Raw genomic sequence first — 21,264 nt, forward strand, 5'->3', positions numbered from 1 at the left:
TGCGGCGCACGCGGGTACGCACGCCGCAGCGGTAACATACTCGTTATGCTTGAAACTGCATCTGTGTTAGCTGCGCCTGCTTACCCGAATCACTTACTTGAGTAAGCTCATCGGGATGCGCATTCTTGCCACCTTGATGCAGCTCCAATCATTTAGAGTAGCGGTATTAGCCGGCCATCTGCTTTTCGCGGATCTCGGCCAGCGTCTTGCAGTCGATGCACAGATCGGCGGTCGGACGCGCTTCGAGGCGACGAATACCGATCTCCACGCCACAAGATTCGCAGTAGCCGAAATCATCGTCTTCCACTTTCTTCAGCGTTTTCTCGATCTTTTTGATCAGTTTGCGTTCACGGTCACGGTTACGCAGTTCAAGGCTGAACTCTTCTTCCTGGGTGGCACGGTCGGCCGGATCAGGGAAGTTGGCTGCCTCTTCTTGCATATGCGATACAGTACGGTCCACTTCGTCCCTGAGCTGGTTGCGCCACGCTTCAAGAATGCGCTTGAAATGCGACAACTGGGCGTCGTTCATGTACTCTTCGCCCGGCTTCTCTTGGTACGGCTCCACCCCAGCGATGGCGAGAATGCTCAAGGACGAGGTTTTACGGTTTTGCCCTTCTTGCATGTTGCTTCTCCTACATACACACGCACTATCGAATCCCCAATGCGGGGGAAAAACAGGCCGCTATAAATAACAGAAGGAAGGTAGGTTGGCAATTATTCCTGTCGCCCGCTTGACAATCGTGTGAAGGAGGGCGTATTTGGCGATCGTGCTGGCCGGTTGTCTATTTATAGGGACCCGACTGCGCTAATCGATAAAAAACGGCAGCTTATCGCAGAGATAAATACCGTCAGGTGATAATTTTGCCCCGTAGCAAACCACTTCCACTCCCAACTGCCGGACCTGTGCCAACAGCGCCGCATAGCGCTCATCTATATGATGTGCCGGTGCGACCTGCTCAATACCGCTGTGTAACACGGCAAAGAACAACACCGCCCGTTGCCCGCTTTCAACCACGCTGAGCAACTCACGCAGGTGCTTTTGCCCTCTGAGCGTTACCGCATCAGGAAAGTAACCACGTTGTTGTTGCAGTAATGTGACTGACTTAACTTCAATATAGCAGTTAACCCGATTTTCTGCCTGTAATAACAAATCGATACGGCTGTTTTCACCGCCGTATTTCACCTCGCCGCTGATTTTACTGTAACCGGATAATTCATTGATTAAATTGTGTTCAATCGCCTCGCGCACCAGCGCGTTGGCGCGCAGGGTATTGACGCAGATCCAGTGCCCCTGTTGGGTATGGGTCAACTCCCAGCTGTGAGCGTATTTGCGCTTGGGATTGTCCGAGGTGGAGTACCAAACGGTGTCGCCGGGCGTGGCGCAGCCGGTCATGGCGCCGGTATTGGCGCAGTGCAGCGTAAAGGTTTCCCCTTCCGGGGTGATCACGTCCGCCAGAAAGCGTTTGTAACGTTTGATCAGCGTGGCGGAACGCAGCGGTGGAGAAAAAATCATGCGGATGCCTGTTTGGCCAGCGGCCACTGTTCGAGGTGTTGATAGCGGGTGCGGCCGTTTTCGAACACCGACTCATATAAGGAAAAGGCGTCGGCGCTGAACGCCCAGCCCGGCGTCGCCGGCGGGATCGCCACCGGCTGGGTGGCGGCGCGCAGCAGCGTGACATGCGGATGGAACGGCAGCGCGCTTTGATGGCAGCCGCTGCGGGCGGCCTGCGATCGCAGCAGCTCGGCCAGCTGCAGCAGCCCGCGCGGCGCGCGGCGGGTGCCGAGCCAGACCACGCCGGGGCGCGGCCAATGGCCGAGATCGTCGAGCCGCATGCTGAACCCGGGTTGTACGATGCGGCCGGCCAGCTTGCGCAGCGCTTGCTCTTTCTGCGCGGTGACCTCGCCGAGAAACGCCAGCGTCAGATGCAAATTGGCCGCCGCCACCGGCCGGCCGGCCTCCGGCGTAAACGCCTCGGCGCGCCAGCGGATCACCTGCTGTTGCAGGGCGTCAGGCAAGGACAGGGCGAAAAACAGGCGGCGCGAATTGGACATAAGGGCTCGGCAAATGCATGACAAAACGGTCGGGAACAGCGGTAAACGTTGCTGGCAGCGGCCCCGCGAGGGGCGCGGCGCACGAATGAGCTCCGTACTATAGCTAACGACGCCGCAGTTTGAAAGGCTACGGGGACAAAGCTAATGCTACACTGTACGCCGTTTAACGTTAACCACCACGGAGAGTTCAGTGTCTTCATTGCCCGTCAGCGCGGTGCTTGATGAGTTGCTGGCTGCGTTGCAGTCCGCTCCTCAGGTGCTGTTGCACGCCCCGACCGGCGCCGGTAAATCCACCTGGCTGCCGCTGCAGCTCCTGGCGAAGGCCGGGCTGCCGGGGCGCATTATCATGCTGGAGCCGCGGCGGCTGGCGGCGAAAAACGTCGCTTACCGCCTGGCACAGCAACTGGGGGAAGAGCCCGGCCAGACCGTGGGCTACCGCATGCGCGCCGAAAGTAAAAGCGGGCCGCAGACCCGGCTGGAAGTGGTGACGGAAGGCATTCTCACCCGCATGTTGCAGCAGGATGCCGAGCTGCAGGGCGTGTCGTTGGTGATCCTCGATGAATTCCACGAACGCAGCCTGCAGGCCGATCTGGCGCTGGCATTGCTGCTCGATGTGCAGCAAGGGCTGCGCGACGATCTGAAGCTGCTGATCATGTCGGCCACCTTGGATAACGCTCGCCTGTCGCAGTTGCTGCCGGAAGCGCCGGTAGTGGTGTCCGAGGGGAGAAGCTTTCCGGTTGAGCGTTTATATCAGCCGTTGGCCAGCCATCAGCGGCTGGAGGACGGCGTAGCGGCGGCGGTGAAGCGGTTGCTGGCCGAACAGCCGGGATCTTTGCTGCTGTTCCTGCCGGGCGTGGCGGAGATCAATCGGGTGCTGGAGCGATTGACCGGCGAGGTGGCGAGCGATACCGATCTTTGCCCGCTGTATGGCGCCTTGCCTCTGGCGCAACAGCAAAAAGCGATTCAGCCGGCGGCGCCTGGTCGCCGCAAGGTGGTGCTGGCGACCAACATCGCCGAAACCAGCCTGACGATCGAGGGCATTCGGCTGGTGGTGGACAGCGGTCTGGAGCGCGTGGCGCGTTACGACGTGCGCAACGGTTTGACGAGGCTGGCGACGCAGCGCATCAGTCAGGCCTCGATGGTGCAGCGCGCCGGGCGCGCCGGGCGGCTGGAGCCGGGCCTTTGCTGGCATCTGTTCGCCAAAGAACAGGCGGAACGCGCGGCGGAACATGCCGAACCGGACATTTTGCAGAGCGATCTCACCGGCTTCTGGCTCGAACTGTTGCAGTGGGGTTGCCACGATCCGGCGCAACTGACCTGGCTGGATGCGCCTCCGGCGGCGGCATTGACGGCGGCCAGGGCGCTGTTGCGCCGGTTGGGGGCTACGGATGACGGCGACAAACTCACCGCGCCGGGGCGCCAGATGGCTGCGTTGGGGTGCGAGCCGCGGTTGGCGGCGATGCTGGTTGCCGGCGCGACGCTGAGCGCCGACGGCCTGGCGACGGCGGCATTGTTGGCGGCATTGCTGGAAGAACCGCCGCGCGGCGGGCAGATGGATATCGGTTATTGGCTGAGCCGCCCGCAAGCGAACTGGCGGCAGCGCGCCGCGCAGTTGGCCAAACGCCTGCCGCAACGTGCGGGGCAAGTCGACGTCGAGCTGGCGCCGCGTCTGTTGGCACAGGCATTTACCGATCGCATCGCCCAGCGGCGTGGCCAGGACGGCCGCTACCTGCTGGCCAACGGCCTGGGCGCGGCGATGAATCAGGACGAGGCGCTGTCGCGCGCCCCCTGGCTGATCGTTCCCAGCCTGTTGCAGGGCCACAACAGCCCCGATGCGCGTATCCTGCTGGCGCTGCCGGTGGACATCGAAGCGCTGGCGGCGCAGCTGCCGGCGATGGTCATGCAGCGCACGGCGGTGGAGTGGGATGAAGAAAAGGGCACGCTGCGCGCCTGGAAACGCCAGCAGATCGGCCGTCTGACGCTGCGCGCTCAGCCGCTGGCCAAACCGGCGGACGAAGAGCTGCAGCAGGCGCTGCTCGACTGGGTGCGCGCGCAGGGGTTGGCGGTGCTCAACTGGGAGGGCGCCGCTGAACAATTGCGGGTGCGCCTGCAGTGCGCGCAAGCCTGGCTGCCGGAGGCGGAATGGCCGGCGATGGATGAAGAGCCGCTGCTGGCGGCGCTGGAGCAGTGGCTGTTGCCGTCGCTGAACGGCGTGCGCGATCTGCGCGGCTTGAAGCAGGTCAACATCGCCGAGGCGCTGTCCCGCCTGCTGGACTGGCAGCAAAAGCAGCGGCTGGATAATGCGTTACCCACTCATTACACTGTGCCGACCGGTAGCCGCCTGCCGATCCGTTATGAGGCCGGTAAACCGCCGGCGCTGGCGGTGCGCTTGCAGGAGGTTTTCGGCGAGCAGCGCAGCCCGATGTTGGCGGAGGGTCGCATCCCGGTGGTGCTTGAGTTACTCTCACCGGCGCACCGGCCGTTGCAAATCACCGGCGATCTGGCGGCCTTCTGGCAAGGCGCCTACCGCGAGGTGCAAAAAGAGATGAAGGGCCGCTACCCGAAACACGTGTGGCCGGACGATCCGGCCACGGCGGTACCGACGCGCCGAACGAAGAAATATCAGTAGGTCGCGATCATTCAAGGTTTGGAATTCAGATGTTTCTTCTGGTCAGCGCTGCGGCGTCGGCACAGATTAAGCGACTAATCATGGCCGGCAGTGTCGGCAAGCTCGGAGAACAACAGCCATGGCTGGGGATGACCGCGAGCCCATCGGGCGCAAAGGAAAACAACCAAAAAGCACCGCGTCGCGCAAGCCGCCGCGCCGTCGCCGAGACGACGATTATGACGATTACGAAGAAGACGAGTATGACGATGATGAGTATGAAGAGGAGGAGGAACGCATGCCGCGTAAGGTAAAAGCGACTCCGCCGCGTAAAAAACGCCGCTGGCTCGGCCTGATTATCAAACTGATCCTGGTGCTCGCCGTCTTGTTGGCGATCTATGGCGTCTACCTGGACTCGCAGATCCGCAGCCGCATCGACGGCAAAGTCTGGCAGCTGCCGGCGGCGGTGTACGGCCGCATGGTCAACCTGGAACCGGGCATGCCGTACAGCAAGAAGGAGATGGTCAACCTGCTGGAAGGCATGCAGTATCGCCAGGTCAGCCGCATGACGCGTCCGGGCGAGTTTACCGTACAGGCCAACAGCATCGAGATGCTGCGTCGCCCGTTCGACTTCCCGGACGGTAAAGAAGGGCAGATCCGCGCCCGCCTCGATTTCCAGAACAACCGTTTGGCGAAGATCGAAAACCTGGACAGCGGCCGCAGCTTCGGCTTCTTCCGCCTCGATCCGCGTCTTATCACCATGCTGCAGTCGCCGAACGGTGAACAGCGCCTGTTCGTGCCGCGTTCCGGTTTCCCGGATCTGTTGGTGGACACGCTGATCGCCACGGAAGACCGCCACTTCTACGAGCATGACGGCATCAGCCCATACTCCATCGGCCGCGCGGTGCTGGCCAACCTGACCGCCGGCCGTGCGGTGCAGGGCGGCAGTACCCTGACGCAGCAGCTGGTGAAGAACCTGTTCCTGACCAACGAACGTTCGCTATGGCGTAAGGCCAACGAAGCCTATATGGCGCTGTTGGTGGATTACCGTTACAGCAAAGACCGCATCCTGGAGCTGTATCTGAACGAGGTGTACCTCGGCCAGAGCGGCAGCGACCAGATCCGCGGTTTCCCGCTGGCCAGCCTGTATTACTTCGGCCGCCCGGTGGATGAGCTGAGCCTCGATCAACAGGCGTTGCTGGTCGGCATGGTCAAGGGCGCGTCGCTGTATAACCCGTGGCGTAACCCGAAACTGGCGCTGGAACGCCGCAATCTGGTGCTCAAACTGCTGCAGAACCAGGGGGTGATCGACGGCGAGCTGTATGACATGCTGAGCGCGCGTCCGCTGGGCGTACAGCCGAAAGGCGGCGTCATTACGCCACAGCCGGCGTTTATGCAGATGGTGCGTCAGGAACTGCAAACCAGGCTGGGCGATAAGGTCAATGACCTGTCCGGCGTGAAGATCTTCACCACGCTGGATCCGGTGTCGCAAGACGCGGCGGAAAAAGCGGTTGAAGACGGCATCCCGGCGCTGCGCGCCGCGCGTCACCTGCAGGATCTGGAAGCGGCGATGGTGATCGTCGATCGCTTCAGCGGTGAAGTGCGCGCCATGGTCGGCGGCGCCAACCCGCAGTTCGCCGGTTTCAACCGCGCCATGCAGGCGCGACGCCTGGTCGGCTCGCTGGCCAAACCGCCAACGTACCTGACCGCGCTGTCCGAGCCGGACAAATACCGCCTCAACACCTGGCTGGCGGATGCGCCGCTGTCGCTGAAACAGCCCAACGGCGCCGTCTGGCAGCCGAACAACTACGATCGCAAATTCCGCGGTCAGGTGATGCTGGTGGATGCGTTGGCCAACTCGCTGAACGTGCCGACGGTGAACCTCGGCCTGTCGGTCGGGCTGGATCAGATCAGCGCCACGCTGCAACGCCTGGGGATCCCGAAAGCGGAGATCAATCCGGTGCCTTCGATGCTGCTGGGAGCGATCGGCCTGACGCCGATGGAAGTCGCGCAGGAGTACCAGACCATCGCCAGCGGCGGTAACCGTGCGCCGCTGTCGGCGGTGCGTTCGGTGATCGCCGAAGACGGCACCGTGCTGTACCAGAGCTTCCCGCAGGCGGAGCGCATGGTGCCGGCGCAGGCCGCTTACCTGACGCTGTACGCGATGCAGCAGGGCGTGGCGCGCGGGACCTCCCGCTCGCTGTCGGTGAAGTTCCCGAACTACAACCTGGCGGCGAAAACCGGTACCACCAACGATCTGCGCGACAGCTGGTTCGCCGGCATCGACGGCAAGGAAGTGGCGATCGCCTGGGTCGGGCGCGATAACAACGGCCCGGCCAAGCTGACCGGCGCCAACGGCGCGTTGACCCTGTATCGCCGCTATCTGGAAAACCAGACGCCGCTGCCGCTGATGCTGCAGCCGCCGGAAGGCATTAACCAGATGAGCATCGACTCTGCCGGCAACTTTATCTGCGGCGGCGGCAGCTGGCGCACCATCCCGGTCTGGACCGACAATCCGCAGGGATTGTGCCAGGCCAGCCAGGCGGCGGTGCAGCAACAGCAGCAACAGCAACAACCGGCGGCGGGTGAGCAAAAAGATGGCGATGGCGTCGCCGGCTGGATCAAGGATATGTTCGGCCAGTAATCGCTACCGGGGCGTCGGCCCCGGTGAAAGTTTTTTCTTTGTTATTAAGCCCGTAACCTTGGTTGCGGGCTTTTTTATTTTTCTGCTCGTTTTATTTCCCTGCTAACCGCAAGGCTAAGCGTCTAATCCTTAACCTATTTGCCCTATGAATTCGGCTTGCAGTTTAATTTGGCTTCTGCATAAAATGCGACGCTTATAATAATTATTATCGTTTACATTCGTCATTTAATTATTCATCAGAGAAATCAACTATGCCGACCAAGCGTCTTCCATCATTCGCGGCCAAGCAGGGCCGCCTCCCCGTCAGCGCGTTAGCGATCACCGTCGCCGCGGCGCTGGGCACGCTGGCGATGCCGGCCTTTTCCGCCGACGCCAAGTCGTCCGCCAAGGAAGACACGATTACCGTTGTGGGCGGCAGCAATACCGCCCAGCAGGAAAGCGCCTGGGGGCCGGTCGGCACCTATGTCGCCAAACGCAGCGCTACCGGCACCAAAACCGATACGCCGATCGAAAAGAACCCGCAGTCCGTTTCCGTGGTGACGCGTGAAGAGATGGACATGCGCCAGCCAGATACGGTGAAGGGCGCGCTGGCCTATGCGCCGGGCGTATTCGCCAGCCGCGGCAGCTCCACGACCTATGACGCGGTGGCAATCCGCGGCTTCCCGGCTACCAACACCACCCAGTATCTGGATGGCCTGCGGTTGCTGGGCGACAACTACAGCGAAGCGTCCATCGATCCTTATTTCCTCGAACGTGCCGAGCTGCTGCGGGGCCCGGTCTCGGTGCTGTACGGTAAAAGCAACCCGGGCGGTTTGGTCTCGATGGTCAGCAAGCGGCCAACCACCGAGCCGCTGCGCGAAATCCAGTTCAAAATGGGTACCGATAACCTGTTCCAGACCGGTTTCGATTTCAGCGACGCGCTGGACGATCAGGGCATTTATTCCTATCGCCTGACCGGCCTGGCGAAAGACAGCGATACGCAGCAGAACATGAGCAAAGAGAAGCGCTATGCGATCGCGCCGTCCTTTAGCTGGCGCCCGGATGACAAAACCAACTTCACGCTGCTGGCCAACATTCAAAACGATCCCTATACCGGTTATTACGGCTGGTTGCCGAAGCAGGGCACGCTGATCCCGTTGCCGGACGGCAGCAAACTGCCGACCGATTTCAACGAAGGCGAAGCCAGCAACTATATGGCGCGCAAGCAGCGGATGATCGGGTACAGCTTCGAACACGCCTTCAACGATACCTGGGCGGTGCGCCAGAACCTGCGTTATATGCAGGTGGACACCGATATGAAGAGCATTTACGGGTTCGGCTTGTCATCACCGACGACGATCAATCGCGCTTACGTTCAGTCGAAAGAACACCTGAACAATTTTGCGGTGGATACTCAGGCGCAGGCGAAGGTGAAAACCGGCGATATCGACCATACGCTGTTGTTTGGCGTAGATTATTCGCGTATGCGCAACGATATCAATTCCGACTATGGTTCCGCAGACGGCCTGAGCATGACCCAGCCGCAGTATGGCAATGATGTGGTCAATATCAACTTCCCATACAAGTACTTGAACCGTCAGGAGCAAACCGGCCTGTATGTGCAGGAGCAAGGGGAGTGGAACCAGTGGCTGTTGACGCTGGGCGGGCGCTATGACTGGGCGAAAACGTCGGCCAATAACCGCGTTCTCGGGTACACCAACGAACGCTCCGATGGGCAGTTTACCTGGCGCGGCGGATTGAATTACCTGTTCGACAACGGCGTGACGCCGTATTTCAGCTACAGCGAGTCGTTTGAACCGACCCTCGATACGTCAATCAATGGCCAGACCTTTAAGCCCTCGATCGGCAAGCAGTATGAAGCCGGTGTGAAATACGTGCCGAAGGATCGCCCAATCGTGCTGACCGGCGCGCTGTACCAGCTGACCAAGAACAACAACCTGACGCCGGATCCGGATAACGCGCAGTTCAGCGTGCAGAGCGGCGAGATCCGTTCGCGCGGTGTGGAGCTGGAAGCCAAGGCGGCATTGAATGCCAACGTCAACCTGATCGCCTCCTATACCTATACCGATGCGAAGTATACCAAGGACAATACCTATCAGGGCAAACCGACCGTCGAGGTGCCGAAACATATGGCGTCGCTGTGGGCGGATTATACCTTCCACGAAACGGCGGTGAGCGGCCTGACGCTGGGTTCCGGCGTGCGTTACGTCGGTTCCAGCTCGAGCTTCAACAGCGATAACTCCACCTTCAAGGTGCCGGACTACACGCTGGTGGACGCGACCATTAAATACGATCTGGCGCGCTTTGGCCTGCCGGGCTCGTCCGTGGGCGTCAACATCAATAACCTGTTCGACAAGACCTACGTGTCGAGCTGCTACCGCGACTACGCCTGCTACTGGGGCGCAGAACGCCAGGTGGTCGCCACCGCAACCTTCCGTTTCTAACCGGATAGCCGGGGCGGCGCCGCGTCGCCCCGGACAAAGCAGGATCTATGCAGGACAAACTTCTTAATCCCGGCGCGACCTTCGCGCTGGATAACGCCAGTTTCGCCGTCCCCGGCCGGGTGCTGCTGCAACCGCTGTCGCTCAGTTTTCCCCAGGGCAACGTCTGCGGCCTGATCGGCCATAACGGTTCCGGTAAATCCACCCTGTTGAAACTGCTCGGGCGGCACCATGCGCCCAGCGGCGGCCAGGTACTGCTCAATCGGCAGCCGTTGGCGCAGTGGGACAGCAAATCCTTCGCCCGCCAGGTGGCCTACCTGCCGCAGCAGTTGCCGGCGGCGGAAGGCATGACGGTGCGCGAACTGGTGGCCGTCGGGCGCTATCCGTGGCATGGCGCGCTGGGACGGTTTGGCGCCAACGATCGCCAATTGGTGGAAGAGGCCATTTCACTGGTGGGGCTGAAGCCGTTCGCCAACCGCTTGGTGGACAGCCTGTCCGGCGGCGAGCGCCAACGCGCCTGGCTGGCGATGATGGTGGCGCAGGACAGCCGCTGCCTGCTGCTCGACGAACCGACCTCGGCGCTGGACATCGCGCATCAGGTTGAGGTGTTGGCGCTGATCCAGCGCTTGAGCCGCGAACGCGATCTCACGGTGATCGCCGTGCTGCACGACATCAACATGGCGGCGCGCTACTGCGACCATTTGGTGGCGCTGCGCGGCGGTGAAATGATCGCCCAGGGCGGCCCGCTGGAACTGATGCAGGGGCCGGTGCTGGAGCAAATTTACGGTATTCCTATGGGCACGTTGCCGCACCCGAGCGGCGGCGCGCCGGTGAGTTTTGTCTACTGATGTCCTCTGCATTCACTTCTTCTCACGATCCGCTGCGCCGCCGTCTGTTGATGGCGCTGGCGCTGTCGCCGCTGTTGGGAGCGTGGCCCGGGCGAGCGGCGGATACGCCGCCGGATATCGCGCGCGTTGCGGCGCTGGAATGGCTGCCGATCGAGCTGCTGTTGGCATTGGGCGTAACGCCGCTGGCGGTGGCCGATGTGCATAACTACAACCTGTGGGTGGCGGAGCCGAAGCTGCCGGCGACGGTGGTCGACGTCGGCCAGCGCACCGAACCTAACCTCGAACTGCTGCAGCAGCTCCAGCCTTCGCTGGTGTTGCTGTCGCAGGGCTATGGCCCGACGCCGCGCAAAATCCAACCCATCGCGCCAACCATGAGCTTCGGCTTCAACGACGGCAGCGGCAAACCGCTGACCGTCGCCCGTCAGTCGCTGCTGGCGCTGGGCCAGCGGTTGGGCATAGAAAGCCGGGCGGTAAACCACCTGGCGCAGTTCGACAGTTTTATGCAGGATGCGCGTCAGCGCCTGCAAAGCTACACCCGCCAACCGTTGCTGCTGTTTTCACTGATCGACACGCGTCATGCGTTGATCATCGGCCAGAAAAGCCTGTTCCAGGAAGCGATGGACCAACTGGGCATCCGCAATGCCTGGCAGGAGCCAACCGACTTTTGGGGCACGGCGGTGGTGGGGATTGAACGGTTGGCCACGGTGCGTAACGCCCGGGTCATCTATCTCGATCACGGCAATCAGGCGATGATGGACAAGGTCAGCGCGACGCCGCTGTGGCAGTCATTGCCCTTCGTGCGGCAAAACCAGCTGCGGCAGGTGCCGGCGGTGTGGTTCTATGGCGCCACGCTGTCGACGATGCGGTTTTGCCGCCTGTTGGCGCAGGCTCAGGAGAGTGCGTCATGAATGCGGGCATCCGGAAATTGCCGCTGACGCTGATCCTGCTGTTGCTGGCGGCGGCAGGTGGCCTGACGATATACAACCTGACGCAGCAGCTGCCGCCGGCGCAATGGGCGCGGGCGCTCAGCGCGCCGGACATCGACGACGTGCGGCAAATGCTGTTCCATTACAGCCTGCTGCCGCGGTTGACGGTGTCGCTGTTGGCCGGCGCCGGCCTGGGGTTGGTCGGCGTGCTGTTCCAGCAGGTGTTGCGCAATCCGTTGGCGGAACCGTCGACGCTCGGCGTGGCCGCCGGCGCGCAGCTCGGCCTGACCATCGCCACGCTGTGGGTGCTGCCGGGGGGCGAATTCACCCGCCAGCTGGCCGCTATGGTGGGCGCGATTGTGGTGGGCGGGCTGGTGTTCGGCGTCGCCTGGGGCAAGCGTATGTCGCCGGTCACGCTGATTCTGGCCGGGCTGGTGCTGGGACTTTACTGCGGCGCGGTCAACAGCCTGCTGGCGCTGTTTCATTACGATCAACTGCAGGGCATGTTCCTGTGGGGCACCGGCGCGTTGAACCAACAGGACTGGAGCGCCGTACAGTTCCTCCTGCCGCGTTTGCTGGTGGCCGGTGCGCTGGCGGCGCTATTGCTGCGCCCGCTGACGCTGCTGGGGCTGGACGACGGCGTGGCGCGCAACCTGGGGTTGGGGCTGTCGATGGCGCGCTTCTGCGCCCTGGGGGTGGCCATTATCTTCAGCGCCATGCTGGTGAGTGCGGTGGGCGTTATCGGCTTTATCGGCCTGTTTGCGCCGCTGATGGCGAAGATGCTGGGCGCGCGCCGCCTGGCGCACCGCATGATGCTGGCGCCGTTGCTGGGGGCGCTGCTGCTGTGGCTGACCGATCAGGTGATGCTCGGGGTGACGCAGGTGTGGCGCGAGATCCCGACCGGTGCGGCCACCGCACTGTTCGGCGCGCCGCTGCTGTTGTGGCTGCTGCCGCGTTTGCGCAGCGCCGCTACGCCGCCGCCGATGAACCTTGGCGACAAGGTGCCTGCCGAACGCGGGAATCTGCCTGGCTGGGCAGCGCTGGCCGGCGTCGTGCTATTGATCGGCCTGACGCTGGCGCTGATGCTGGGCAAAAACGCCGGCGGCTGGCACTGGAGCCTGGGTGCGGAGCTGGACGCCCTGCTGCCGTGGCGCTGGCCGCGGGTGCTGTCGGCGTTGGCCGCGGGCATGATGCTGGCGGTCGCCGGCACGCTGATCCAGAAGCTGACCGGCAACCCGATGGCTAGCCCTGAAGTGTTGGGCATCAGCTCCGGCGCCGCTTTTGGCGTCGTGATGATGCTGTTTATGGTGCCGGGCGACGCTTTTGTTTGGCTGCTGCCCGCCGGCAGTCTGGGGGCGGCCGTTACGCTGCTGATCATCATGACTGCCGCCGGCCGTGGCGGTTTCTCGACCGAACGCATGCTGCTCGCCGGTATCGCGCTCAGCACCGCCTTTACCACCGTCATCTTCCTGCTGCTGGCCAGCGGCGATCCGCGTATGGGGGGCTTGCTGACCTGGCTCTCCGGTTCAACCTATTCGGTTGAGCCGGCGCAGGCGCTGCGCACCGCGCTGGTGGCCGCCGGCCTGATGGTATTGGCGCCGCTGTGCCGTCGCTGGCTGACCATTCTGCCGCTCGGCGGCGCCACCGCCCGCTCGGTGGGGATTGCGCTGACGCCGGCGCGGTTGACCATTCTGTTGCTGGCCGCCACGCTGACCGCCATGGCGACCCTGACCGTGGGGCCGCTGAGCTTTGTCGGGCTGATGGCGCCGCATATGGCGCGCATGTTGGGCTTCCGCCGCGCGCTGCCGCAGATGGTGATCGCCGCGCTGTTGGGCGGTTTGCTGATGGTATTTGCCGACTGGTGCGGGCGGATGCTGCTGTTTCCGTATCAGATCCCCGCCGGGTTACTGGCGACCTTTATCGGCGCGCCGTACTTCGTTTATCTGTTGCGTAAGCAGACGTCGTAAGCTTCATCCCTACTTTGCTTTCTCCGCCATCAAGGGCCCAGCGTTGCTGGGCCTTTTTTCAACGCCTTGCAAGGCGTTGCGTGTCGCTGCGCAAGAAAGACATTTAACGTGAAAAGGAACGCGGGAAGAGAGGGGGAGGTGAATATACTGCGTGCGGGTGCTCTGGATCTTTGTCTCTGGAGCCTGCGTGAAAGATACAAAGAGAAAAGCCCCGAGTCGATATCCATCAACCCGAGGCCTACTCTAACGCGTGACAACGTTAAGTTAGCCTCTTACCCGCCGCGAGGCAAGGAGAAGAAGGCATGATGCCGAACAAACGGAGCCTGTTAAAATTGGTGGTTATTTGTGCCACGGTAATATCACTGGCATGGATAACCCGCTGCACGCTGTGTGAACTGCGTATCCGATCGGGCACTACGGAGGTTGCGGCCATTTTGGCTTACGAATCCGAACGGTAAGACAACCCGGCGGCGGGGGCTTTGCCTCCGCCGGCCGGCAGTTGATGCGTTGATCCATGAGCACCCATCTGCTCAAAAAAAACGGCGAGCCCAGGCTCGCCGTTTTCATGTTGATGTCGGGGCTTATTTCAGGCCGGCGGCATCGCGCAGCAGTGCGGCTTTGTCGGTCGCTTCCCATGGGAAGTGTTCGCGGCCGAAGTGGCCGTAGGCGGCGGTTTCGCGGTAGATCGGCTGCAGCAGATCCATCATCTGGATCAGGCCGTATGGGCGCAGATCGAAGAATTCGCGCACCAGCAGCGTCAGCTGTTCGGTTGGCACTTTCTCGGTACCGAAGGTTTCCACCATGATGGAGGTCGGTTCCGCTACGCCGATAGCGTAAGACACCTGAATCTCGCAGCGATCGGCCAGGCCGGCGGCAACGATGTTTTTCGCCACATAGCGCGCCGCGTAAGCCGCGGAACGGTCAACCTTGGACGGATCCTTACCGGAGAAGGCGCCGCCGCCGTGGCGCGCCATGCCGCCGTAGGTGTCGACGATGATCTTACGGCCGGTCAGGCCGCAGTCGCCCATCGGGCCGCCGATAACGAAACGGCCGGTCGGGTTGATGTGGTATTTGGTGCCCGCCGTCAGCCATTCCGCCGGCAGTACCGGCTTGATGATCTCTTCCATCACCGCTTCTTGCAGATCTTTCAGCGAGATGTCTTCAGAGTGCTGGGTGGACAGCACCACGGCGTCGATGCCGACGATTTTGCCGTCGTCGTACTGGAAGGTCACCTGGCTCTTCGCATCCGGGCGCAGCCACGGCAGGGTGCCGTTTTTACGCACTTCGGACTGGCGCTGCACCAGACGGTGCGCGTAGGTGACAGGTGCAGGCATCAGCACGTCGGTTTCGTTGGTGGCGTAGCCAAACATCAAGCCCTGATCGCCGGCGCCCTGTTCGAGAGGATCGGTACGATCAACGCCCTGATTGATATCCGGGGATTGCTTGCCGATAGCGCTCAATACTGCACAGGAGTTGGCGTCAAAGCCCATGTCCGAATGAACGTAGCCGATCTCGCGCACGGTCTTGCGGGTAATCTCTTCGATATCGACCCAGGCGCTGGTGGTGATTTCACCGCCGACCAAGACCATGCCGGTTTTCACGTAGGTTTCGCAGGCGACGCGCGCCTTCGGATCTTGTTCCAGGATGGCGTCGAGGACGGCATCGGAGATCTGGTCGGCGATTTTATCGGGATGTCCTTCGGAGACGGATTCGGACGTGAAGAGGTGTTTAGCCATTGTGTTCTTTACCTTGCATAAGACGGGTTAGAAATTACTGCACAGCGCTGGAGATCCGGCATCGAAGCGAAGGGTCTTCCGCTGATGGCGCGAGATGCATCCTGCAACGCCCCTCAGGCAAAGCCGTTAAGCAGTTTATCAGTTAACCAGTATAGATGGATTAACATCTGGACGTCTATTTTAGGTCAGGGTTTAGCCAGATTGCCAGTAATTTTTTGCGCTTTCGCTCTTTTGCGCAAACGGGTTGGCGCCATTTTCATCGCTTGAAACAGTTTTCGGCGAATTTTCATTTTGCTTTTTCACCTGCTTACCGGTATAAACTGCGCGCGCGGTTCATTTGCTGCACAGTACGGCGGTCTGGCGTGGTGGAAGGTGCGATTAACTTCCGCTTTGCATTCGCCGGCGTTGCGCTATTATCCGTCGCGGGCGTTCGCCGTAAGCGCCGCCGCTTCATCGAACGGTCACGTTCTTACACTATTTTAGAGGCTGGGTCGTTCACTCCGAACGGCGCGCGTGGAGGTGGTTGGATTAATGATCCGTTGTCTACCGGTTGTTGGTTCTCAACAGCAGTGCCGTTCTGGCGCACATTCTTCTGCTATTTCCCGTCTTGTCTCTCTGTCACTTACCAGGTGCGATAAACACTTGGCCGCTACTCAGGATTCTCGGGCCGGCTAACGGTCGTCTGAAGAACTGAACAAGGGTAGCCTGCAGCCTTCCTGTGGGATGTTTCTTGGCCCGATTCACGAGGTTTGAACAGGGTGTCTTACAATTATATGAGTGATAAACCGATCGCTGACCGCGAACGGCAGTTCTCTTCGCTGCCGCCGGCGCGGCTTGTTGGGTTGTTCTCGCGGGTTGTAGCTGCGATAGTGGCTGACGGTTTCGTCAGTAGGGAATGTGAGGCGAACCATGTCTGATGATCTGTTGATTCACCGTCCGCCGGTTGCGGGCGAGTCTTTATCTTTGCGCTCCATGCAGGAGGTTGCCATGAATGATCGTAATGCCAGCAAGATGCTGCGTACTTATAACGTCGCCTACTGGGGCAACAATTACTATGACGTCAACGAGCTGGGCCATATCAGCGTGTGCCCGGATCCGGATGTCCCGCAGGCGCGCGTCGATCTGGCAGAACTGGTGAAAACGCGCCAGAAAGACGGCCAACGTCTGCCGGCGCTGTTCTGCTTCCCGCAGATCCTTCAGCATCGCCTGCGTTCGATCAACGCCGCGTTCAAACGCGCGCGTGAATCCTTCGGCTACCAGGGCGGTTATTTCCTGGTGTATCCGATCAAGGTGAATCAACACCGCCGCGTGATTGAATCGCTGGTGAATTCCGGCGAACCGCTGGGGCTGGAAGCCGGCTCCAAGGCCGAGCTGATGGCGGTGCTGGCGCATGCCGGCATGACCCGCTCGGTGATTGTCTGTAATGGTTATAAAGATCGTGAATACATTCGCCTGGCGTTGATCGGGGAAAAGCTGGGGCACAAGGTGTACCTGGTGATCGAGAAAATGTCCGAGATCAACCTGGTGCTGGAAGAGGCCGAACGGCTGAACGTCATACCACGCCTGGGCGTGCGTGCGCGTCTGGCGTCGCAAGGCTCCGGCAAATGGCAGTCGAGCGGCGGCGAAAAATCCAAATTCGGTCTGGCGGCAGTGCAGGTGCTGAAGCTGGTGGAGACCCTGCGCGAAGCGGGCCGCCTCGACAGCTTGCAGCTGCTGCACTTCCACCTGGGCTCGCAGCTGGCCAACATTCGCGATATCGCCACCGGCGTGCGCGAATCGGCGCGCTTCTACGTTGAGCTGCACAAGCTGGGCGTCAACATTCAGTGCTTCGACGTGGGCGGCGGTTTGGGCGTCGACTACGAAGGCACCCGCTCGCAGTCCGATTGCTCGGTCAACTACGGCCTGAACGAATACGCCAACAACGTGATTTGGGGCATCGGCGACGCCTGTAACGAACACGGCCTGCCGCACCCGACGGTGATCACCGAGTCCGGCCGCGCCGTGACTGCGCACCACACGGTGCTGGTCTCCAACGTGATCGGCGTCGAGCGCAACGAGTTCAGCGAACCGCAGCCGCCGGAAGCCGATGCCCCGCGCGCGCTGGAAAGCATGTGGGAAACCTGGCTGGAAATGAACGAGCCGGAAAACCGCCGCTCGCTGCGCGAATGGTTGCACGACAGCCAGATGGATCTGCACGACGTGCATACCCAATATGCGCACGGCATGCTGGACCTGACCAAGCGCGCCTGGGCCGAGCAGCTGTATCTGAACATCTGCAACAAGATCCAGCAGCAGCTCGATCCGAGCAACCGCGCGCACCGCCCGATCATCGACGAATTGCAAGAGCGCATGGCGGACAAGTTCTACGTCAACTTCTCACTGTTCCAGTCGATGCCGGATGCCTGGGGTATCGATCAACTGTTCCCGGTGCTGCCGCTGGAAGGGCTGGATAAGCCGCCGGAAGGCCGTGCGGTGCTGCTCGATATCACCTGTGACTCCGACGGCACCATCGACCATTACGTCGATGGCGACGGCGTGGCGACCACCATGCCGATGCCGCCGTACGATCCGGAGAACCCGCCGGCGCTGGGCTTCTTCATGGTCGGTGCGTATCAGGAGATCCTCGGCAACATGCACAACCTGTTTGGCGACACCGCCTCGGTTGACGTGTACGTGTTCCCGGACGGCAGCGTCGAGACCGAATTGTCCGACGAGGGCGACACCGTGGCGGACATGCTGGAGTACGTGCAGCTGGATCCGAGCGCGCTGCTGTCCAAATTCCGCGATCAGGTCAAAGAAACCGATCTGGACAGCGAGCTGCAGGCGCAGTTCCTGGAAGAGTTTGAAGCCGGCCTGTACGGTTACACGTATCTGGAAGACGAGTAATCGCCCTCTTCAGGGAGGCGATGTCGGCCCCCTTGAAGCATGAACAAAATGCGGCCATAATCTGCTGCATCGGTAGCACCGAAACACACATCGAACAAATCCCTTTCTCGTCGGGCTAACGACGCGGGAGGGATTTTTTTTTGTAACGGCCCGGCGTCTGCGCCCGGCAACTTGTTGAACTACGAGGGTTTACTATGAGCACCTTAGGCCATCAGTCCGATAATTCATTAGTGTCCAACGCCTTTGGTTTCCTGCGCTTTCCGCTGAACTTCATGCCTTACGACAGCGATGCAGAGTGGGTCATCACCGGCATTCCGTTTGACATGGCGACCTCCGGTCGCGCCGGCGGCCGTCATGGCCCGGCGGCCATACGCCAGGTGTCCACCAACCTGGCCTGGGAAGGCAACCGTTGGCCGTGGAGCTTCGATCTGCGCGATCGCCTGAACGTGGTTGACTGCGGCGACATCGTGTTCAACTTCGGCGATGCGCAGGACATGAGCGACAAGCTGCAGGCGCACGCGGAGAAACTGCTGAAGGCCGGTAAGCGCATGCTCTCGTTCGGCGGCGACCACTTCGTCACCCTGCCGCTGCTGCGTGCGCACGCCAAGCATTTCGGCAAGCTGGCGCTGGTGCACTTTGACGCCCATACCGATACCTACGCCAACGGCAGCAAGTTCGACCACGGCACCATGTTCTACCATGCGCCGAACGAAGGCCTGATCGACCCGCATCACTCGGTGCAGATCGGCATTCGCACCGAGTTCGATCACGACAATGGCTTTACCGTACTGGACGCCGCTCAGGTGAACGATCGCAGCGTGGACGACCTGCTGACCCAGATCAAAGGCATCGTCGGCGATATGCCGGTGTACCTGACCTTCGACATCGACTGTCTGGATCCGGCGTTCGCACCGGGCACCGGCACGCCGGTGATCGGCGGTCTGACTTCCGATCGCGCGCTGAAACTGGTGCGCGGCATGCAGTCGCTGAACATCGTCGGCATGGACGTAGTGGAAGTGGCGCCGGCGTATGACCAGTCCGAGATCACCGCGCTGGCCGCGGCGACGTTGGGTCTGGAGATGCTGTACCTGCAGGCGGCCAAGAAACACGCCTGACGCCAGGCCACGCCTCGCTGAAAAAGCGGCTCCCATCGTATGGGGGCCGCTTTTTTTATTTCATTTTCGCCATCTGCGCGGCGATTTTCAGTCTGTTGCAACACCTTTGCGCAATTTTGCGCAGAAATGAAACGGAGTCAGTAAAAAGGAACCGGGATAACGGGAAGGGTGAATATACTGCGCGCGGGTGCTCTGGATCTTTGTATCTAGAGCCTGCGTGAAAGGTACAAAGAGAAAAGCCCCGAGTCGATATTCATCAACCCGAGGCCTACTCTAACGCCAGCAACGTTAAGTTAGCCTCTTACCCGCCGCGAGGCAAGGAGAAGAAGGCATGATGCCGAACAAACGGAGCCTGTTAAAACTGGTGGTTATTTGTGCCACGGTAATATCATTGGCATGGATAACCCGTAGCACGCTGTGCGAGCTGCGGATCCGATCGGGCACTACGGAGGTTGCGGCCATTTTGGCTTACGAATCCGAACGGTAAGGCAACCCGGCGACGGGGGATGTCCCCCGTCTGCTGGTTGTTGGCGTCCAGATCCATGAGCACCCTCTCAAGGCCATTGGCTTTCTCTGCCGCAACGGTGCGGGAACAGACTATGCCCGTTTCACCTGCCGCGTCAGCAACATACGGCTAAACAGCGCGCCGCCCGCCAGCAGCGTCAACAGCTGTGAGGCAATCAGCACCGCAAAGCCCGAGGACACCTTGCCCTGGCCGGCCATCACCATGCCCATCGCCATCGGCACGAACGCCGAGAACAGATTGCCGATGCCGTTGATCAGCCCATAGGCGCTGCCGACCGCCTCCGGCCGCGCATAATGCTGGAGCAGCGTGGGGATCGCCGCGCCCTGCGCACCCCAACAGGCGTTGGCCGCCAGCAGGAAGAAGGCGATCCAACCAAGCTGATGGCTGTTCATTACGCCATAGATGCACAGTGCGGTCGCCGCGCCGCCAAAGACGAAGATCAGCGGCGCCTGATAGGGGCGGATACGATCGAGCAACGCGCCGCCGAGGTATTTGGAGGCGATGCTGACGATGAACGGCAGCGCCGCCATCCAGCCCATTTGCTTGATGGAGAACCCCTTTTCATCGGTCAGGTAAGCCGGCAGCCAGGCGCTGGAGCCCCACAGGTAGCTGAGCGTGGCGATCTCGATCAGCAGGATCCAGCCGAGCATCGGCGTGCGCCAGGCCAGCGCAAAGGTGTGCCAGACGCGGCTTAGCACCGGTTGCGAATCGGCAGGGTGTGAAGAAGATGAGGGTAAGGCGAGCGGATGAACGAACAACCGCACCAGCGCCAGGCCCAGCAGCAGGTTGAGCAGCGCCAGCAGGTGAAACGACATCGCCCACCCGAAGTGCGCCATCAGAAAACTCACCAGCGGAAAGCCGAGCACCAGCCCCAACGAGACGCCCAGCGCGCTGACTGCGTTGGGCTTGCCGCGCTCGTCGGCGGCGAAATGATCGCTGATGTACATGGTTTTCAGCGAGAACAGCGGCCCTTCGCTGACGCCAAGCAGCGCGCGCACCGCGCACAGCAACAGCAGCGATCCCGCCAGCGGCGAGGCGGCGGTGAGCAGCGCCCACAGCACCACGCTCAGCGTCAGCGCGCGGCGGTAACCCATCAGCGTTTCCAGAAACGGCGTCAGCAACATGGCGGACAGGCCGTAACCGAGTAAAAACACCGTCATCAGCGTGCCCTGGTGAGCGCGGTCACCGCCGAGTTGAAAGTGTTGCAGGAAGTCGGGATTGACCAACATCACGGCGATATTAACCCGATCCGCATAGGCGATAACGATCAGAAACAGCAGGGCGATCACCCCAAACCAGCGTTGACGTTGTTGCACGGCGCGTTCCTCAGTGCGAGCGGTTGACGAATTCAGGCAGCAGTAAACTCACCCGAGGATGCCATTTGGCGCAAACGCGGGGATGGGGCTGATTGATGTAAATTTATTGTTATCAAATAGGGTGTAAATGACAGAGGGAAAACACTTTTACGCGCAATTCGCCGCAGAGATCAACGCGTTTTTTGCCATAAATTAGCGAGGG

At 61.2% G+C, this 21,264-nt stretch carries 15 protein-coding genes; 10 read left to right on the forward strand and 5 right to left on the reverse strand.

What is annotated here, in order from left to right; genetic code table 11:
• Positions 1-166 precede the first annotated feature (166 nt).
• The 3 genes from dksA to thpR form a co-directional block, all read right to left on the reverse strand.
• Positions 167-622, reverse strand: coding sequence for an RNA polymerase-binding protein DksA (gene dksA / locus ACTJJ6_RS12795; protein WP_004937569.1), 456 nt, complete (start codon positions 620-622; stop codon positions 167-169).
• Positions 623-805: 183 nt separating this feature from the next.
• Entirely contained in the window at positions 806-1,513 is a 708-nt protein-coding gene (gene sfsA / locus ACTJJ6_RS12800) for a DNA/RNA nuclease SfsA (protein ID WP_004937572.1), read from the reverse strand.
• Positions 1,510-2,052 (reverse strand): RNA 2',3'-cyclic phosphodiesterase, encoded by a 543-nt coding sequence (thpR, locus tag ACTJJ6_RS12805; RefSeq protein WP_143779457.1) that lies wholly within the window; start codon positions 2,050-2,052, stop codon positions 1,510-1,512. Before thpR ends, sfsA begins: the two co-directional genes overlap by 4 nt.
• A 190-nt stretch (positions 2,053-2,242) precedes the next feature.
• Between thpR and hrpB the strand changes: the two genes are divergently transcribed.
• The 7 genes from hrpB to ACTJJ6_RS12840 all read left to right on the forward strand — a co-directional run bounded on the left by hrpB (position 2,243) and on the right by ACTJJ6_RS12840 (position 13,941).
• Entirely contained in the window at positions 2,243-4,681 is a 2,439-nt protein-coding gene (hrpB, locus tag ACTJJ6_RS12810; RefSeq protein ID WP_170913144.1) for an ATP-dependent helicase HrpB, read from the forward strand.
• 118 nt (positions 4,682-4,799) lie between these two features.
• Positions 4,800-7,301, forward strand: a complete 2,502-nt coding sequence (gene mrcB, locus ACTJJ6_RS12815) for a bifunctional glycosyl transferase/transpeptidase (RefSeq protein WP_016930056.1) — start codon at positions 4,800-4,802, stop codon at positions 7,299-7,301.
• Between the two features lie 251 nt (positions 7,302-7,552).
• The gene (gene fhuA, locus ACTJJ6_RS12820) at positions 7,553-9,745 is read left to right on the forward strand and encodes a ferrichrome porin FhuA (RefSeq protein WP_049300407.1); all 2,193 of its coding nucleotides are present in this window, start codon (positions 7,553-7,555) and stop codon (positions 9,743-9,745) included.
• Positions 9,746-9,792: 47 nt separating this feature from the next.
• On the forward strand, positions 9,793-10,590 hold the full coding sequence (gene fhuC, locus ACTJJ6_RS12825) for a Fe3+-hydroxamate ABC transporter ATP-binding protein FhuC (RefSeq protein ID WP_016930054.1): 798 nt from the start codon (positions 9,793-9,795) through the stop codon (positions 10,588-10,590).
• Positions 10,590-11,498 carry a Fe(3+)-hydroxamate ABC transporter substrate-binding protein FhuD gene (fhuD, locus tag ACTJJ6_RS12830; RefSeq protein WP_197755423.1) on the forward strand — a complete coding sequence of 303 codons (909 nt, stop codon included), beginning with the start codon at positions 10,590-10,592 and terminating at the stop codon, positions 11,496-11,498. Before fhuC ends, fhuD begins: the two co-directional genes overlap by 1 nt.
• Complete coding sequence (gene fhuB / locus ACTJJ6_RS12835) at positions 11,495-13,483, forward strand: Fe(3+)-hydroxamate ABC transporter permease FhuB (protein ID WP_440803573.1); 1,989 nt, start codon at positions 11,495-11,497, stop codon at positions 13,481-13,483. The genes fhuD and fhuB overlap by 4 nt, the downstream gene beginning before the upstream one ends.
• 305 nt (positions 13,484-13,788) lie before the next feature.
• Positions 13,789-13,941 (forward strand): Hok/Gef family protein, encoded by a 153-nt coding sequence (locus ACTJJ6_RS12840; RefSeq protein WP_440803715.1) that lies wholly within the window; start codon positions 13,789-13,791, stop codon positions 13,939-13,941.
• A 123-nt stretch (positions 13,942-14,064) separates the two neighbouring features.
• Here ACTJJ6_RS12840 and metK read toward each other — a convergent pair whose 3' ends face one another.
• Entirely contained in the window at positions 14,065-15,219 is a 1,155-nt protein-coding gene (metK, locus tag ACTJJ6_RS12845; protein WP_016926681.1) for a methionine adenosyltransferase, read from the reverse strand.
• A gap of 909 nt (positions 15,220-16,128) precedes the next feature.
• On the opposite strand from metK, the gene speA reads away from it, so the two are divergent.
• The 3 genes from speA (at position 16,129) to ACTJJ6_RS12860 (ending at position 19,707) form a co-directional block, all read left to right on the forward strand.
• Positions 16,129-18,105, forward strand: a complete 1,977-nt coding sequence (gene speA, locus ACTJJ6_RS12850) for a biosynthetic arginine decarboxylase (RefSeq protein WP_028127388.1) — start codon at positions 16,129-16,131, stop codon at positions 18,103-18,105.
• A 194-nt stretch (positions 18,106-18,299) separates the two neighbouring features.
• Positions 18,300-19,220, forward strand: a complete 921-nt coding sequence (gene speB / locus ACTJJ6_RS12855; protein ID WP_004937606.1) for an agmatinase — start codon at positions 18,300-18,302, stop codon at positions 19,218-19,220.
• Between the two features lie 334 nt (positions 19,221-19,554).
• On the forward strand, positions 19,555-19,707 hold the full coding sequence (locus ACTJJ6_RS12860; RefSeq protein WP_004937610.1) for a Hok/Gef family protein: 153 nt from the start codon (positions 19,555-19,557) through the stop codon (positions 19,705-19,707).
• 110 nt (positions 19,708-19,817) lie between these two features.
• Here the strand turns inward: ACTJJ6_RS12860 and ACTJJ6_RS12865 are convergent, their stop codons facing one another.
• A complete protein-coding gene (locus ACTJJ6_RS12865; protein ID WP_440803564.1) occupies positions 19,818-21,062 on the reverse strand; it encodes an MFS transporter in 1,245 nt (414 codons plus the stop codon).
• Positions 21,063-21,264: the final 202 nt, after the last annotated feature.

The sequence above is a fragment of the Serratia sp. 22278 genome (genome assembly GCF_052045405.1).
Classification (GTDB): Bacteria; Pseudomonadota; Gammaproteobacteria; order Enterobacterales; family Enterobacteriaceae; genus Serratia; species Serratia marcescens.